Annotated in this window: 18 protein-coding genes; 11 read left to right on the top strand and 7 right to left on the bottom strand. The window is 73.7% G+C overall.

Features of this window, described 5'->3' with window-relative positions:
• The first annotated feature begins 50 nt into the window (after positions 1-50).
• Positions 51-1,544: a glycoside hydrolase family 3 protein gene (locus tag ACLQ27_RS22910; protein WP_425868545.1), complete on the top strand. Its 1,494-nt coding sequence runs from the start codon at positions 51-53 to the stop codon at positions 1,542-1,544.
• Between the two features lie 20 nt (positions 1,545-1,564).
• On the opposite strand, the gene ACLQ27_RS22915 is transcribed toward ACLQ27_RS22910, so the two are convergent.
• Complete coding sequence (locus tag ACLQ27_RS22915; RefSeq protein WP_357575648.1) at positions 1,565-1,852, bottom strand: GNAT family N-acetyltransferase; 288 nt, start codon at positions 1,850-1,852, stop codon at positions 1,565-1,567.
• A complete protein-coding gene (locus tag ACLQ27_RS22920) occupies positions 1,849-3,075 on the bottom strand; it encodes a cysteine desulfurase-like protein (protein ID WP_425868546.1) in 1,227 nt (408 codons plus the stop codon). Before ACLQ27_RS22920 ends, ACLQ27_RS22915 begins: the two co-directional genes overlap by 4 nt.
• A 75-nt stretch (positions 3,076-3,150) precedes the next feature.
• Here ACLQ27_RS22920 and ACLQ27_RS22925 point away from each other — a divergent pair, with 75 nt between their 5' ends.
• The 7 genes from ACLQ27_RS22925 (at position 3,151) to ACLQ27_RS22955 (ending at position 7,528) form a co-directional block, all read left to right on the top strand.
• Positions 3,151-3,516, top strand: a complete 366-nt coding sequence (locus ACLQ27_RS22925) for a hypothetical protein (protein WP_234589362.1) — start codon at positions 3,151-3,153, stop codon at positions 3,514-3,516.
• 58 nt (positions 3,517-3,574) lie between these two features.
• Positions 3,575-4,396, top strand: coding sequence for a DUF1206 domain-containing protein (locus ACLQ27_RS22930; protein WP_234589361.1), 822 nt, complete (start codon positions 3,575-3,577; stop codon positions 4,394-4,396).
• An 83-nt stretch (positions 4,397-4,479) separates the two neighbouring features.
• The gene (locus ACLQ27_RS22935; RefSeq protein ID WP_357497501.1) at positions 4,480-5,697 is read left to right on the top strand and encodes a mechanosensitive ion channel family protein; all 1,218 of its coding nucleotides are present in this window, start codon (positions 4,480-4,482) and stop codon (positions 5,695-5,697) included.
• A 278-nt stretch (positions 5,698-5,975) separates the two neighbouring features.
• On the top strand, positions 5,976-6,410 hold the full coding sequence (locus tag ACLQ27_RS22940; RefSeq protein WP_234589353.1) for a phage holin family protein: 435 nt from the start codon (positions 5,976-5,978) through the stop codon (positions 6,408-6,410).
• Entirely contained in the window at positions 6,407-6,769 is a 363-nt protein-coding gene (locus tag ACLQ27_RS22945) for a DUF3618 domain-containing protein (RefSeq protein ID WP_357497504.1), read from the top strand. The genes ACLQ27_RS22940 and ACLQ27_RS22945 overlap by 4 nt, the downstream gene beginning before the upstream one ends.
• Positions 6,766-7,038 carry a DUF4235 domain-containing protein gene (locus tag ACLQ27_RS22950; protein ID WP_234589348.1) on the top strand — a complete coding sequence of 91 codons (273 nt, stop codon included), beginning with the start codon at positions 6,766-6,768 and terminating at the stop codon, positions 7,036-7,038. The genes ACLQ27_RS22945 and ACLQ27_RS22950 overlap by 4 nt, the downstream gene beginning before the upstream one ends.
• A 286-nt stretch (positions 7,039-7,324) precedes the next feature.
• Positions 7,325-7,528, top strand: coding sequence for a cold-shock protein (locus ACLQ27_RS22955; protein ID WP_011905669.1), 204 nt, complete (start codon positions 7,325-7,327; stop codon positions 7,526-7,528).
• Positions 7,529-7,632: 104 nt separating this feature from the next.
• Here the strand turns inward: ACLQ27_RS22955 and ACLQ27_RS22960 are convergent, their stop codons facing one another.
• Both ACLQ27_RS22960 and ACLQ27_RS22965 read right to left on the bottom strand, forming a co-directional pair.
• Positions 7,633-7,827, bottom strand: a complete 195-nt coding sequence (locus ACLQ27_RS22960; RefSeq protein WP_234589346.1) for a hypothetical protein — start codon at positions 7,825-7,827, stop codon at positions 7,633-7,635.
• Positions 7,828-7,921: 94 nt separating this feature from the next.
• A complete protein-coding gene (locus ACLQ27_RS22965) occupies positions 7,922-8,905 on the bottom strand; it encodes an aldo/keto reductase (protein WP_425868549.1) in 984 nt (327 codons plus the stop codon).
• Between the two features lie 82 nt (positions 8,906-8,987).
• Between ACLQ27_RS22965 and ACLQ27_RS22970 the strand changes: the two genes are divergently transcribed.
• Together ACLQ27_RS22970 and ACLQ27_RS22975 are read left to right on the top strand one after the other, a co-directional pair.
• Positions 8,988-9,782, top strand: a complete 795-nt coding sequence (locus tag ACLQ27_RS22970) for a trans-aconitate 2-methyltransferase (RefSeq protein ID WP_425868550.1) — start codon at positions 8,988-8,990, stop codon at positions 9,780-9,782.
• Positions 9,779-10,801, top strand: a complete 1,023-nt coding sequence (locus ACLQ27_RS22975; RefSeq protein ID WP_425868551.1) for an adenosine deaminase — start codon at positions 9,779-9,781, stop codon at positions 10,799-10,801. Before ACLQ27_RS22970 ends, ACLQ27_RS22975 begins: the two co-directional genes overlap by 4 nt.
• A gap of 300 nt (positions 10,802-11,101) precedes the next feature.
• On the opposite strand, the gene ACLQ27_RS22980 is transcribed toward ACLQ27_RS22975, so the two are convergent.
• Together ACLQ27_RS22980 and ACLQ27_RS22985 are read right to left on the bottom strand one after the other, a co-directional pair.
• Entirely contained in the window at positions 11,102-12,505 is a 1,404-nt protein-coding gene (locus tag ACLQ27_RS22980) for a HAMP domain-containing sensor histidine kinase (protein WP_234589339.1), read from the bottom strand.
• A gap of 29 nt (positions 12,506-12,534) precedes the next feature.
• Complete coding sequence (locus ACLQ27_RS22985) at positions 12,535-13,224, bottom strand: response regulator transcription factor (RefSeq protein ID WP_007458139.1); 690 nt, start codon at positions 13,222-13,224, stop codon at positions 12,535-12,537.
• Between the two features lie 73 nt (positions 13,225-13,297).
• Here ACLQ27_RS22985 and ACLQ27_RS22990 point away from each other — a divergent pair, with 73 nt between their 5' ends.
• A complete protein-coding gene (locus ACLQ27_RS22990; RefSeq protein ID WP_425868553.1) occupies positions 13,298-14,215 on the top strand; it encodes an ADP-ribosylglycohydrolase family protein in 918 nt (305 codons plus the stop codon).
• Positions 14,216-14,596: 381 nt separating this feature from the next.
• Here ACLQ27_RS22990 and ACLQ27_RS22995 read toward each other — a convergent pair whose 3' ends face one another.
• The gene (locus tag ACLQ27_RS22995; protein WP_425868555.1) at positions 14,597-15,487 is read right to left on the bottom strand and encodes a DUF1775 domain-containing protein; all 891 of its coding nucleotides are present in this window, start codon (positions 15,485-15,487) and stop codon (positions 14,597-14,599) included.
• Positions 15,488-15,495: the final 8 nt, after the last annotated feature.

Below are 15,495 nucleotides of genomic sequence, written 5' to 3' on the forward strand. Positions count from 1 at the left end.
GTCGGCGCCACGGCGCCCGCGACCGACGTCGAGCGTTTCGGGACCACGGCGTGACCGCGCCCGCCGGGCACCTTCCGGCACTGGCCGCCGCCGTCCTGCAACCCGGGTTCGTCGGCACCACGCCGCCACCCTGGGTGTGCCGCTGGCTCGGCGAGGGGCTCGGCTCGGTGGTGCTCTTCGCCCGCAACGTCGTCGACACCGCCCAGGTGGCGGCGCTGACCGCCACGCTGCGCGCCGAGCGGCCGGACGTCATCGTGGCGATCGACGAGGAGGCCGGCGACGTCACCCGCATCGAATCCGGCCGGGGCAGCTCCCGACCGGGCAACTTCGCCCTCGGCGCGGTCGACGACCCGGCGCTGACCGAGGCGGTCGCCCTCGACCTGGGCATCGAGCTGGCGGCGGCCGGGGTGACCCTCGACTACGCGCCCGACGCCGACGTCAACTCCAACCCGGCCAACCCGGTGATCGGCGTCCGGTCGTTCGGGGCCGACCCGGCGCTCGTCGCGCGGCACACCGCCGCCTGGATCAGCGGGTTGCAGCGCGGCGGCGTGGCCGCCTGCGCCAAGCACTTCCCCGGGCACGGTGACACCCGCGTCGACTCCCACCACGACCTGCCCCGGATCACCGCCGACCGGGCCCGTCTGGACGCCTGCGAGCTGGCGCCGTTCCGCGCCGCCGTGGCAGCCGGCGTGCAGGCGGTGATGACCGGTCACCTGCTGGTGCCAGCGCTCGACGAGCGGCTGCCGGCCACGCTGAGCCAGCGCATCCTGGGCGGGCTGCTCCGCGACGAGATGGGCTTCTCCGGCGTGGTGGTGACCGACGCGGTGGAGATGCGCGCGGTCGCCGACCGGTACGGCTTCGCCGGCGCGGCGGTGCGGGCGCTCGCCGCCGGGGCCGACGCGATCTGCGTCGGTGGTGAGCGGGCCGACGAAGGGGCGGCCCGGGAGCTGCGCGACGCCATCGTGGCCGCCGTCGTCGCCGGTGAGCTGCCCGAGGAACGCCTCGCCGAGGCCGCCAAACGGGTCGGTCAGCTCGCCGCCTGGACGGTGGCCGCCCGCGCCGCCCGCTCGGGCGCCGTCCACGGGGCCTCGGATGTCGGGCTGGTCGCGGCCCGTCGTGCCGTGCGGATCACCACCGGCCCGGACGCGCCGAGCGCGCTGCCGCTGACCCGCGCCGCGTACGTGGTCGAGTTCGAGCCGCCACGCAACATCGCCATCGGCGCGGAGACCCCGTGGGGCATCGGGGAACCGCTGGGCGAGCTGCTGCCCGGCACGACGACGGTCCGCCACGCCGAGCCCGACGTGCCCGCCGACCCGGGCGCCGCAGCCGGGGACCGCCCCCTCGTTCTGGTGGTGCGTGACCTGCACCGGCACGAGTGGATGCGCGCGGCGGTGCGGCGTGCGCTCAGCGCCCGGCCCGACGCGGTGGTGGTCGAGCTGGGCGTGCCCGAGCTGGTCACCGGGGCGGTGCACCTGGCCACCCACGGCGCCACCCGGGCCAGCGGGCAGGCCGCCGCCGAGGCGCTGACCGGCCGGGCCCGCTGACCCCCGGGTGACCGGTCGGGTTACGGCTGCTCGGCGACCAGGTCGGCGTACTCGGGGTGCTTGTCGATGAACGCCGCCACGAACGGGCACTGCGGCACCACCCGGCCGCCGCGGGCACGCACCTGATCCAGGGTGCCCCGGATCAACGCGCCGCCGACGCCCTTGCCCTGGAAGGCGCGGTCCACCTCGGTGTGGGTGAAGACCAGCACCTCCCCGCGGGGCACGTACGCGGTGAAGCCGGCCAGCGCGTCGTCGACCAGGATCTCGAAGCGGTTCTTGGCGGGGTTGTCCTCGACGAGGGTGCTCACCGGGCCATTGTCCCCGTCCGGTCGGCCACCGCGTCGAGTTCGGCCAGCAACCGGTCCACCTCGTCCGCCGTGTTGTAGTGGTAGATGCTGGCCCGCACCGCGCCGCCGCTGTCGCGCAGACCCAGCGTCTGGAAGTACTCGTAGGCGTAGTAGTCACCGGACGACAGGCAGAACCCGGCCTCGCCCAGCGCCTGCTGGGTCGCCACCGGCGACATCCCGGCGACCCGGAAGGAGACCGTCGGGCAGCGCCGCGCCGGCGAGCCGTAGACGGTGATCGCGGGCCGCGCGGCGAGACCGGCGAGCAGCCGGTCCAACAGCGCCTCCTCGTGCGCCTGCGCGGCGGCCAGTCCGGCCCGCAGCCGCGCCCGGCGGTCACCTACCGCGTCCGGGTCCAGCCCGGCGAGGTGGTCCACCGCGGCGGTCACGCCGGCCAGCAGCGCGAAGCTCGGCGTGCCGTACTCGAAGCGGTCCGGCACCGCGTCCGAGGACGGCACCAGCTTCGCCGGGCGCAGCGCCGCCCACCGGGCCGGGTCGGCCACCATCGCGGCCAGGTGCGGCCCGGACCACTTGTACGCGCTGGTGACCAGCACGTCCGCGCCGAGCGACGCCAGGTCGGTCGGCCCGTGCGGAACCGAGTGGACTCCGTCGACGCAGACCAGCGCCCCCACGGAGTGCGCGATCTTGGCGATCGCCGGCACGTCCGGCACGGTGCCGATGGCGTTGCTGCCGGCGGTCACCGCGACCAGCCGGGTCCGCTCGCCGACCAGGTCGGTGTACTGACCGGTGGGCAGCTCGCCGGTGTGCCTGTCGAACTCGGCCCAGCGCACCGTCGCGCCGGCCGCCTCGGCGGCCTGCACCCACGGGCGCACGTTGGCGTCGTGGTCGAGCCGGGACACCACCACCTCGTCGCCGGGCCGCCAACCAGCGCCGAGCGTGCGGGCCAGGGTGTACGTCAGCGCGGTCGCGCTCGGGCCCAGCACCACTCCGTCCGGCTCGGCGCCGAGCAGGTCGGCGACCGCCTGACGGGCCGCCGCCACCACCTCCAGCGAGCGGCGGCCCGGCTCGAACGCGGCGCTGCGGTTGCCGATGGCCGTACGCATGACGTCGGTGACCGCGTCGATCACACCGGCCGCGGTCTGGGTGCCCCCGGCGCCGTCGAAGTGGATGAAGCCCTCGGTCAGGGCGGGATAGGCGGCCCGGGTACGGGCGATGTCGAAGGCCATGTCGGGACCCTAGCCGGGGTGCGTTGCGCGCTCGCTCCCGGCTGGGCGTCGCAGACGTCTCGTACCCTTGGCTAGGTGACGAACCGACCCACCACCATCGGCCTGCCCCCCGTCCGCCGCGCCGCCGGCCTGTTCGCCGGTCTCGCGCTCGGCCTCGCCGTGCTCGCCGGTTGCAGCTCCCAGGGCGCCTCCACCGACTGTGGGCTGGACGCCTGCACCGTCACCTTCGAGCGGGGTGTCGACGCGAGCGCCACGATCCTGGGCGTCGAGGCCAAGCTCGTCGGGGCCGAGGGCGACCAGGTGACCGTCGAGGTCGCCGGCGAGCAGCTCACCCTCACCACCGGCCAGCAGGCCACCGAGGCCGGCGGCTTCGCGGTCACCGTCGACAGCGTCACCGACCAGCAGGTCAAGATCCGCGTTTCCCGCAACCCGGGCAACTGACCTGGCGGGCGGCGGTGGCCGACGTTTGGGAATCGTCGAAATCGGAGATTGTGGCAGCATGTCACTCACCCGTAGCGCCGAAGCCACCGCCTCCCGCACGGCGGACAGCCGGTGGCTGGAACTCCTCGCCCGGGCCGGCTTCATCGGCTACGGCATCGTCCACCTGCTCTTCGCCTGGTTGGCCCTGCAGATCGCGTTCGGCACGTCGTCCGACGACGGCGACCAGTCCGGCGCGCTGCGGACGCTCGCCGCGCAGCCACTGGGCAAGTTCCTGGTCATCGCCACCGCGGTCGGCCTGCTCGCCATGGCGATCTGGCAGGGGCTGGAGGCGGCGGTCGGGCACCGCGCCGAGCGGGGCCGGGAGCGGGTCACCGAACGGCTCGCCTCGGCCGGCCGGACCATCGTCTACCTCTACTTCGCCTGGACCGCGTTCAAGGTCTTCTCCGACGCCGGCTCCAACAGCGCCGACAGTCAGGAGGCGCTGACCGGCAAGCTGATGACCTCCACCGGGGGCCGCTGGCTGGTCGGCCTGGCCGGACTGGTGGTCGCCGCGATCGGTGTCGGCCTGGTGATCTACGGGCTGAAGAAGACGTTCGAGAAGCACCTGAAGACCGGCGAGATGAGCCCGCAGACCCGCAAGTTGGCCCGTCGCCTCGGCATCGCCGGCTACGTCGCCAAGGGCGTCGCGTACGGTATCGCCGGCCTGCTGGTCATCGTGGCCGCGGTCAACTACGACCCGGAGAAGGCCCGCGGCCTGGACGCTGCCCTGCGCACGCTGCGCGAGCAGTCGTACGGCACGGCCCTGCTGACCCTGGTCGCCCTGGGCATCGCCTGCTTCGGCGTCTACTGCTTCCTCCAGTCCCGGTACCGCAAGGTCTGAGCTGGTCGATACCGGGGACGTGCGGCACTATTGGGCTTTTGCCCGAAGTACCGCCCCCCGGGTCGAAGGGAAGCGCCCCACTCGTGCAGAGCTATCTCGAAACGGCCGTCGCCGCGCTCGCCGCGGCGGCGGTCGCCCTTTTCCTGGTCGAGGTCATCCACCGGCTCACCCGACGGTTCGGTCGGCGCTCGCTGTTGATGACCGAGTTGACCGACCACGCGCACCGCCCGTTCCAGGTCGCCGCCACGGTGCTCGCGGTGCAGTTCGCCGTCCGCTTCAGCACCGGGTACGCCGTCGGTGAGAGCTGGCGGCGGCTGCTGCTGCACCTGCTGGTGCTCTGCGTGATCGCCAGCGCGGCCTGGCTGGTGGCGGCGTTGCTCGTCGTCGTGGAGGACACCGCGCTCGCCCGGTTCCGCGTCGACGTGCCGAACAACCGGCACGCCCGACGGGTGCGGACCCAGGTGGTGATGCTGCGGCGGCTGACCATCGCGGTGATCGTCATCCTGACCGTCGGCGTGATGCTGATGACGTTCCCGAGCGTGCGCGGCATCGGCGCCGGCGTGCTGACCTCCGCCGGTGTGGTCGGTGTGGTGGCCGCGCTGGCCGCCCAGAGCCTGCTCGGCAACGTCTTCGCCGGGCTGCAACTCGCCTTCAGCGACGCGGTCCGCCTCGACGACGTGGTGGTCGTCGAGGGGGAGTGGGGCCGGATCGAGGAGCTGACCCTGAGCTACGTGGTGGTCCAGATCTGGGACGACCGGCGGCTGATCCTGCCCACCTCGTACTTCACCAGCAAGCCCTTCCAGAACTGGACCCGGACCGAGGCGGCAGTGCTCGGCACCGCCGAGTTCGACGTCGACTGGGCCGTGCCGGTGCAGACCATGCGGGAGGAGCTGCGCCGGCTGGTCGAGGGCACCGAGCTGTGGGACGGCCGGGTCTGCGTCCTGCAGGTCACCGACGCCACCGGCGGGACGGTAAGGGTGCGCGCGCTGGTCAGCGCCGCCGACGCGGGCAGCCTGTGGGACCTGCGCTGCCTCGTCCGCGAGCACCTGGTTGCCTGGATCCGGGACAACCGGCCCACCGCGATGCCGCGGATGCGTACCGAGCTGGGCGACGCCAGCAGCAACCTGCCGTGGCAGTGGGTGCAGCCCCGGCGGCCGACCCGACGTCCGGGCGGCACCGAGGCCCCCGACGACGCGCGCGTCTTCGGCGGAAGCGACGACGGCGACGCCCGCAGCGAAGCCTTCGTCGGCCCCGACGAGACCCCCACCCCCAGTCCCACTCCCGCCACCCCGTCCCGCTGACCCCCCACCCGCTGCCCGCCCACCGCTGACCCCTTCCGGTGATCAAGAGGTTTGCGTCAGTAAAGGTGCCACTCCTGACGCAAACCTCTTGATCACCGTCAAAGGGGGGTGGGTGGGGAGGTTTGGGTTGGCGTTGGCGGGGGACCTGCTGCCGGGCATCTCTGTCGGCGATCGGCGCGGCAACCGGACAACAGGAACTGTCGCCGACCCGGGGCGCTCTAGGATTGACGGGCGGCAACTCCGGGCATACAGCGCGGTGATGAGGAAAGGAGGACAGCATGGCTGACGTGGCAAATGCCCGCACATCCCGCAATGGGAGCGAGCCCTCCACCGCCGAGCTGGTGCAGCGGGCCACCGAACAGGTCTCCCGTCTGGTACGGGACGAACTGGCGCTGGCCCGGGCGGAGTTGACCCAGAAGGGCAAGCACGCCGGCATCGGGATCGGCCTGTTCGGCGGCGGCGGCGCGCTGGCGTTCTACGGCCTGGGCGCGCTGGTCGTCACGGCGATCCTGCTGCTCGACCTGGTGCTGCCCGCCTGGGCCGCCGCCCTGATCGTCGCGGTGGCTCTCTTCCTGGTTGCCGGCATTCTCGCGCTGGTGGGAAAGAATCAGGTCAGCCGTGCGGTCCCGCCGATGCCGGCGGCAGCGGTCCGCAGCCTCCGGGCTGATGTGGACACCGTCGCCGCCGCGGTGAAGGACAGGGGTCGGGCATGACGGGCAACGGGACGGGCGACACCGAGGCCCTGCGCGAGGAGATCCGCCGCACCCGGGTCGAGCTGGGCGAGACGATGGAGGCGCTGGCCGCCAAGGCGGACGTCAAGGCCCGCCTGAAGGAGTCCGCCGACCAGGCGCGGGAGCGGATGCGCGAGCAGGCGGCGCAGACCATGGCCCGGGTCCGCGGGCAGGCCGCCCGCGGCGCGGGGATGGCACGCGCCCAGGCGTACGACAAGGGCGGCCTGGTCCGCGAGAAGAGCGAGCTGGTACGACGCAACCCGGTGCCGTGGGCGGCGATCGCCGCCGGCGCGGTGGCCACCGTGGTGGTTCTGATGATCGTGCGGGGGAGGCGTAGGTGAGCAAGAGCATCGGCAGGGTCGCGTACCGGCCGGTCGGCGTGTTGTTGGGTATCGCCGCGGGTACGGTGGCCGGCGCGATCTTCCGGCAGGTCTGGAAGGTCACGGCGGGCGACGGCGAGGCGCCCAACGCCACCGACGAGGACCGCCGTTGGGGCGAGATCCTGGCCGCCGCGGCGTTGCAGGGGGCCATCTTCGCGGTGGTCCGGGCCGCAGTGGACCGGGGTGGAGCGGTTGGCGTCCGCCGGATGACCGGCCACTGGCCGGACTGACCGACATCGACGTCGGGCCCCCTTACCCATCGACGGGAAGGGGGCCTTTCGCATGGCTCCGCACGCCGCCCAGCGATCTCGGGCATCCGTCAGGTCACATGTCGGAGAAATTCGTCGGACAGGTCGTGCAGACTTTTTGCGTACGTGATTTGCTGTTCCACGCTGTTGCGAGATGGCGTGGGTTGAGAGAAGTTCCCTTCGTGGGGGCCGCCTCAGACGCCGCTGCTCGAAAACGGCCAATCGGCCGCACGGCGTGCACGGCCGCCAGTTTTAGAAGGAGATACACATGGCGCAGGGAACCGTGAAGTGGTTCAACGCTGACAAGGGCTTCGGCTTCATCACCGTCGACGGCGGGGGTGCTGACGTGTTCGTCCACTTCTCGGCCATCCAGACCAGCGGCTACCGCACGCTGGAGGAGAACCAGCGAGTGGAGTTCGAGATCGCCCAGGGTCAGAAGGGCCCGCAGGCCGAGCAGGTCCGTCCCCTCTGACGAGGGTGGCCGGCCCCCGCCGGTCAGTGGACGACCCGGCCAGGGGTCGTTGCGATGAAGCCCCGTATCCCTTCCGGGATGCGGGGCTTCCCACATTCTTCTCGTCAGAGTCGACGGCGCGAGCGCAGGCCCAGCCAGAGCACGACCAACCCGGCCAGGGCCACGATCGGACCGATCACCGCCCAGAGCCGCTCGTCGGTCATCGCGCTGCCGCCGACGTAGCCGAGGCCCTGCACCGTCCACACCGCACCGATCACCACGGCCAGCAGGCCGAGGGTGAGTGTCAGCCAACCTCTCATCGCGCGCCCTCCTTCGGAGATCGGGCGGCACACCGCCCGAGGCCCCCAGCATCGCCGTCGCGGCGGTGCGACGCGAGCACCAGGGGTGGGCGGTTCACCACCGGTCGTGCACCTGCGGGCGGATCAGCTCGTCGTAGACCTCGCGTACCCCGGCCAGTTGCGCGGCCGTGAGCGGCGGCAGGTCGGCCGCCGCGGCGTTGCGCCGGGCCTGCTCGGCGTCGCGGGCGCCGGGGATGACGACTGTGACGCCGGCCTGGTCCAGCACCCACCGCAGCGCGAACTGCGCCATCGTGCGGTCGGCGTCGACGAGCGGCGCGAGCCGGCGCACGGCCGCGAGCCCCTGCGCGTAGTCGACGCCGGAGAACGTCTCGCCGACGTCGAACGCCGCGCCCTGGCGGTTGAAGTTGCGGTGGTCGTCGGCCGGGAACTGGGTGTTCTCGTCGTAGCGGCCGGAGAGCAGGCCGCTGGCCAGCGGCACCCGGGCGATGATGCCGACCCCGGCCTGCGCGGCCGCCGGCAGCACCTGCTCCAGCGGCTTGTGCCGGACGGCGTTGAGGATGATCTGGACGCTGGCCACGCCGGGCCGGGCGATCGCAGTGAGTGCCTGGTCGCAGGTCTCCACGCTGACCCCGTACCCCGCGATGGCCTTCTCGGCGACGAGGGTGTCCAGCGCGTCGAAGACGGTGTCGTCGGCGAAGACGGCGGTCGGCGGGCAGTGCAGCTGGACCAGGTCCAGGGTGTCCATGCCGAGGTTGGCCCGGGACCTGTCGGTCCACTGCCGGAAGTTGGCCAGGGTGTACGCCTCCGGCCGCTGCTCGACGCGCCGGCCCATCTTGGTGGCGACGGTCAGGCCGGCGTCGGACCGGGAGCGCAGGAAGCGGCCGATCAACTGCTCGCTGCGGCCGTCGCCGTACACGTCGGCGGTGTCCAGAAAGGTGACTCCGGCGTCCACGGCGGCGTCGAGCACGCCCATGGCGTCGGCCTCGCTGACCGTGCCCCAGTCGGCGCCGAGCTGCCAGGCGCCCAGGCCAACCACTCCGACGGTCCGGCCGAGCCGGTTGAAGCTGCGCTGTTCCATACCCCGAGCCTAGTGATCGGGTTGCCGGCCTGCCACGCGAGCCGTACCGTAAACAAGACGGACGTACGGTTTGGAGGCGGAGATGTGGGATCCGACGACGTACCTGCGCTACGGCGACGAGCGCTCCCGGCCGTTCTACGACCTGCTGGCCCGGGTCCCGGCCGTCCGGCCCCGCACGGTGGTCGACCTCGGCTGCGGCCCCGGCCAACTCACCGCGACCCTCGCCGAGCGCTGGCCGGACGCCCGGATCGTCGGCCTCGACTCCGCGCCGGAGATGATCGACCGGGCGCGGGCCCTGCCGACACCTGTCGAGTTCGCCGTCGCCGACCTGCGGAACTGGCGCCCGGCCGGCGACGAGGACGTGGTGGTCACCAACGCGGCCCTGCAGTGGGTGCCCGGGCACCAGGAGCTGCTGCGCCACTGGGCCGCCGACCTGCCCGCCGGCGCCTGGCTCGCCATGCAGGTCCCCGGCAACTTCGACGCCCCGTCGCACCGGGCGCTGCGCGAGGTCGCCGGCCGCCCCGCCTGGCGTGCCGAGCTGGCATCGCTACTGCGCGCCCACCCGGTCGACGACCCAGCCGACTACGCTGAGCTGCTGACCGCCGCCGGCTGCGCGGTGGACGCCTGGGAGACTACGTACGTGCACCTGCTGCCGGCCGAACCCGCCGCCGACCACCCGGTGCTCGCCTGGATGGAGGGCACCGCGCTGCGCCCCGTCCGGGCCGCCCTGGACGCCGCCGGCTGGTCGGCCTTCCGGGCCGAGCTGGGCGTACGGCTCGCCGCCGCGTACCCGGTGCGGCACGGCCAGGTGTCCTTCCCGTTCCGCCGCGTCTTCGTCGTCGCCCGCACCGGCGCTCATGCCCAGGAGAACCCGTGACCGACCTGACCACCTTCATCGCCGGCCTGCCCAAGGTGGAGCTGCACGTGCACCACGTCGGCTCCGCCTCCCCCCACATCGTCGCCGAGCTGGCCGCCCGGCACGAGGGTCGCTCGCCCGTCCCGGCCGACCCGGCGGCCCTCGCCAGCTACTTCGAGTTCCGCGACTTCGCCCACTTCGTCGAGGTCTACCTGAGCGTCGTCGACCTCATCCGCGACCCGGAGGACGTCTGGCTCCTCACCCACGAGGTGGCCCGGGAGCTGGCCCGCCAGCAGGTCCGCTACGCGGAGCTGACCATCACCCCGTACTCGCACGTACGCCGGGGCATCCCCGCGCCGGCGTTCTGCGAGGCGATCGAGGACGCCCGCAAGCGCGCCGCCGCCGACTTCGGCCTCGAACTGCGCTGGTGTTTCGACATCCCCGGCGAGGCCGGCCTGCCGGCGGCCGAGGAGACGCTGCGCATCGCGCTCGACGAGCGCCCCGACGGGCTCATCAGCTTCGGTCTCGGCGGCCCCGAGATCGGCGTGCCCCGGCCGCAGTTCCGGCCCTTCTTCGACCAGGCCCGCGCCGCCGGGCTCCACTCGGTGCCGCACGCGGGCGAGACCACCGGCCCGCAGACCGTCTGGGACGCGCTGAACGAGCTGGGCGCCGAGCGGATCGGCCACGGCATCTCCGCAGCCCAGGACCCGGAGCTGCTCGCGCACCTGGCCGAGCGGCAGATCGGCATGGAGATCTGCCCGACGTCCAACGTCCGGACCCGGGCCGTGGCCAACCTCGACGAGCACCCGCTGCCCCGGCTGGTCGAGGCCGGGCTGCTCGTCACCATCAACTCCGACGACCCGCCGATGTTCGGCACCACACTCAACGACGAGTACGCGGTGGCCGCCCGGCTGCTCGGGGCGGGCCCGGGGGAGCTTGCCGCACTGGCCCGCAACGCGGTGACCGCGTCCTTCATGGACCCGGCCGGCAAGCAGCGGATCACCGCCGAGATCGACGCGTACCTCGCCAGCGCCGGCTGACGCCGATCGGGCCGGGCCGCTCGGGTGAGCGGGGCGCGCGGCGGGAGCGTGGGTGTGGGGGGACCTGAGACTCCCGCCGCGCGCGCGGCTCCACCGGCCGGTGTGGGTGCGCGGTGCGCTGGCCGGTGGAACTGGTGGGTTCGTGCTCTGATCCTGTCAGCCCGCAAGCCTCTGACCGCAGTCGTTAACCGCGATCTAAGGAAGACTTGCGCCACCGCACAGCCCCGGTCCGCTCAGCCGATCGGAGCGCCCCCGTCGGCCGATCGGTCGACGATGGACAGTCGCCCGGCACGGGGGCGCTCAGTCGTCGGTGGGGCGCTGCCGGGGCCAGCGACGGCCGGTCGTCTTCTGGTCCCGGGCGTCCCGCGCCATCCGACCCACGAGGCCGAACCGGTTGACCTGCCGGGGCGTCGCCTCCGGATCGGCGAGCAGCATCACCACGCTGGCGCCGCCCAGCCGGGCCCGGTCGATGCTGACCGAACCGTTGGCCTGCAACGCCACCCGCTTGGCAATGTCCAGGCCGAGCCCGGTGGAGCCCTGGTCGCTGGTGCCCCGCCGTAGCGCCCGGTCCGGGTTGGCGATGCCCGGGCCGGCGTCGTCGATCCGGATCGCGACATACCCGTCGCGGCGGGACACCGCCACCTCGAACGCCGTTCCCTGCGGGGTGTAGCGGAAGACGTTGCCGATCACCGCGTCCAGCGCTGCGGCCAGCTCGGCGCGCGGCACGGGCGCGGGGATGCGCAGCTGGGCGCCGTTGACCCGGTGGGGCCGGTTCTGGTCACCGGCGAGCGCCGCCCAGAACACCATCCGGTCCCGGACGACCTCGCTGACGTCGCACATGGCCGGCCCGGCCTCGTGGGCCACCGCCTTGCGGGTGGTCTTGATCAGCACGTCGATCTCACCTTCGAGGGTGACGATCGCCTGCCGGATCCGCCGGATGCCCCGCAGCCGGTCCAGCTCCGCCGGGCTGAACGAGCCCACGCTGGTGTCGTCGGACTCCAGCGCCTCCGCGTCCAGCCGGAGCACTGTCAACGGCGTCCGCAGCCGGTGTGACAGGTCGGCCACCAGCTCCCGCTCATCGGTGCGCGCCGCGTCCAGCCGGTCCGCCATCCGGTTGAAGGCGTACCCGGCCTCCGCCAGCTCACGGGGGCCGGTCGGCTCCACGCGTACGCCCAAGTCGCCGTCGCCGATCGACAGGGCGGCCTTGACCAGACCTCGGGTGGCGTCCACCGCGCGGGCGGCCACCCGGTCGACCACCAGCACCGCCGCGCCGGCCATCGCCGCGCCCACCCCGAACAGCAACAGCCAGGTGCCGCCGGCGCCCTCGCCCAACGTCGAGTCCGGCACGAACACCTCGACCACTGCCGTCCGGTCGCCGAGGACCACCGGGTCGAGCCGGACCACCCCGCCGTCGACGTCGGTGACCAGCGAGCGCCGCTCGGCGCGGGCCCGGTCCAGGTCGCTGCCACTCGCGCGGCCGGCGGACTCGTCCAACCCCAGCCCGTGCACCACCGGCCGGGTCGACGCGCCCTCACCGCTGGCCACGACGGCGCGTTCCACCACCGCCGGGTCCGTGCTCACCGCCAGCGCCCCGGTGACCAGCGCGCTGCGTCGAGCCGCGTCGGCGATCGCCTCCTCGCGCGTCTGCCCGCGCAGGCTCAACCCGAGAGGGATCAGGAACGCGAGCGCGACGAGGCTGCACATGCCGGCCGTGAGCAGGGCCAGCGCCGTCCTCAGTCCGGTGCCACCAGCCGGAACCCGACCCCCCGCACGGTGCGCAGGTAGCGCGGCTTCGCCGCGGACTCGCCCATCTTTCGGCGGAGCCAGTACAGGTGTACGTCGATGGTCTGATCCTCGCCGACCGATGGCTGCCGCCATACCTCCTCCAAGAGTTCCCGGCGGGACACTACCCGCCCGGGTCGTGCGGCGAGATACGCCAGCAGGTCGAATTCCTTACGGGTCAGCGCCAGCGGCTCGCCGTCGAGCTGGGCGCTGCGCTCACCGACGTCGACCCGCAGGCCGCCGACTGTGTGCACCGCGGGCTGCACCGTCCGGCTGGCCCGCCCGGCACGCCGCAGCACCGTGGTGATGCGGGCGTCCAGGTGCGCGCCCGTGAACGGCTTGACCATGTAGTCGTCCGCCCCGGCGCGCAGCAGCTTGACCACCGACTGCTCGTCGTCGCGGGCCGTGGCGATGATGATCGGGACGTCGGTGATGCCGCGCAGCATCCGCAGGGCGTCGGAACCGTCCAGATCGGGCAGGCCGAGGTCCAGCACCACCAGATCGGGTGTCTCCGCGGCGACCCGGCGCAACGCGTCCAGGGCGGTGCCCACGGCGTGCACGGCATGCCCCCGGTCAGCGAGGGACCGCAGCATCGCGCCGCGTACGACGTGATCGTCTTCGACCAGGAGCACGGAGGCCACGACAAGACCGTACTTGGCCTGGCAAGTTGATCGCGTTGCGACGTGCCTGGGAACCGGGCAAGCTGGTACGACGATGTCCTTCACCCTGTTCGCCGACGCCCGCCTGGCGCTCGCCCGGGACAGCCTCGCCGGCCTCTCCACCGGCGACGCGCTCGGGGCGCGGTTCTTCCTGCCGGGGCCGCCGGAGGACCTCGCCGACGGCACGCTGCCGCCCGCGCCCTGGGAGTGGACCGACGACACCGAGATGGCCTGTTCGGTGGTCGCGGAGCTGGCCGCGACGGGCGGCATCGACCGCGACCGGCTGGCACTGGCGTTCGCGCGGCGCTGCGACGCCCGGCGCGGGTACGGTCCCGGCGCGATGCTGATCCTGCGGCTGATCCGCACCGGCACCCCGTGGCCGGTGGCCGCCGCCTCCGCCTTCGACGGGCAGGGCTCCTGCGGCAACGGCGCGGCGATGCGGGTGGGCCCGCTGGGCGCGTACTTCGCCGACTCCACCGCCCGCGCCGCCGCGCAGGCCCGTGCCTCGGCCGAGGTGACCCACGCGCATCCCGAGGGAATCGCCGGGGCGGTCGCGGTGGCGGTCGCCGCCGCGCTCGCCGCCCGGGCCCGCCTCGACGGACACCGACCGGCGCCGGCCCGACTGCTGGCCGGGATCGCCGCCGCGGTCGACCCGGGCACCGAGGTGCACCGCGGCGTGCACCGCGCCGTCGGGCTGCTCGGCCGGCCACTGTCGCGGGTGGTGGCGGCGCTCGGCAACGGCACCCGCGTCACGGCCCAGGACACCGTCGCGTTCACGCTCTGGGTGGCCGCCACCCACCTCGACGACTACCCGGAGGCCATCCGCGTCTGCGTGCGGGCCGGCGGTGACGTGGACACCACGGCCGCCATCACCGGGGCGGTGGTGGCCGCGTACACGGGCGTCGGCACGCCGGGTGGGGTGCCCGAGCCGTGGCTGGCCGCCCGCGAACCGCTACCCGCCTGGCTGCCCTGACCGCTGCCCGGTCCTGGCCGGGTGTCCTGGCTGCGTGGTGTCCCTGACTGCCCGGTGTCCGGTGTCCTGAGGCTCGGCTGTCCTGCCTCACGGGCTGTCCTGCCACGGGCTGTCCTGCCTCACGGGCTGTCCTGCCTCACGGGCTGCGCTCAGAGCCCGCCGGGAGGGGGTGTCACGTCACCTTTGCTCTGCTTCAACCCACGCAACAGTTTGGGGGCGTGGGTGTTGCGTGGGTTGAAGCAGAGCAAAGGACGCATGGAGGGCCCTGGGCGCGGGCTGGGGCATGGCCCGCCTGCGGGGCAGTGCTGCCGCCCGTGCCCCTGCGATGATCTTGACGTTGGCGAGGACTGACCGCAGCCGGCTGCGGGAGGTGTGGCTGCCTCAGCCGGTGCGGGCCGGAGTCGCTGCCGAGGCCAGTTCCGCGGCGGGTGTCGTCGCCGTGGACGCGCCCGTGCCGTCCGGCGGCGACGCTGGCGTCACCGTCTCGGTCCCCGTCGCGCCGGTCACCTCGGCCAGCGCTGCATCCTCGGCCGGGTCGCGCCGACGTAACCGGCTCACCAGCCAGCCGATCGCCGCGCCGCCGCCCAGCCCCGCCAACAGGCCGGCAGCCAACATGGCGTCGGCGCTGCCGGACTTCTCGCCCGCGCCGTCCGCTCCGGCCACCGCGGCGCCGTCACGACCAGCACCGCCGACGCCGTCCGCACCGGCTCCGGGGTCGGTCGCCGCGCCGGCTGCCGGGGCGCCGTGGCCGCCGTGCCCCGCCGGTCCAGCCGCGCCCGCCGCCGCCGGCAGCAGGTTGAGCACCGGGGCCCGGTGGGCGCCGCTGGCGTCCGCCCACCGGACGACAGTGCCGTCGGCGTACGTCTGGACGACCTCGAAGGTGAGCCGCTCGGCCTGCGGCAGCGGACCCATCGACAGGGCCAGTTGGGCCGGGCCGGACGTGCCCGCGCCGACGCGGACCCAGGTCACCGCAGTCGTCACGGTGTTCACTCCGGAGGAGTGGATGCCGGTCACCGGCTTGTCGAGCGTACGGGAGCTGATCTTGGGCGCCCAGCCGTCGACAGACATCGGGTAGACCTCGGCCACCGGCGCGTCGGCCGGCAACCGGACCTCGATCCGGGTGGTCTTCGTGCCGGCGCGCTCCTCGGGCACGCTGAACTCCAGCCGTACGGCGTCGCCCTGCCGTGCCTCGGTCGGGGTGGTCGTCACATCCGCGGCGTGCGCCGCCGTGCCGGGCCAGAGCAGCAGCCCCGCGGCGGTCAGCGCGGTCACCGCCGCGA

Source organism: Micromonospora sp. DT63, from assembly GCF_049841615.1.
GTDB lineage: Bacteria > Actinomycetota > Actinomycetes > Mycobacteriales > Micromonosporaceae > Micromonospora.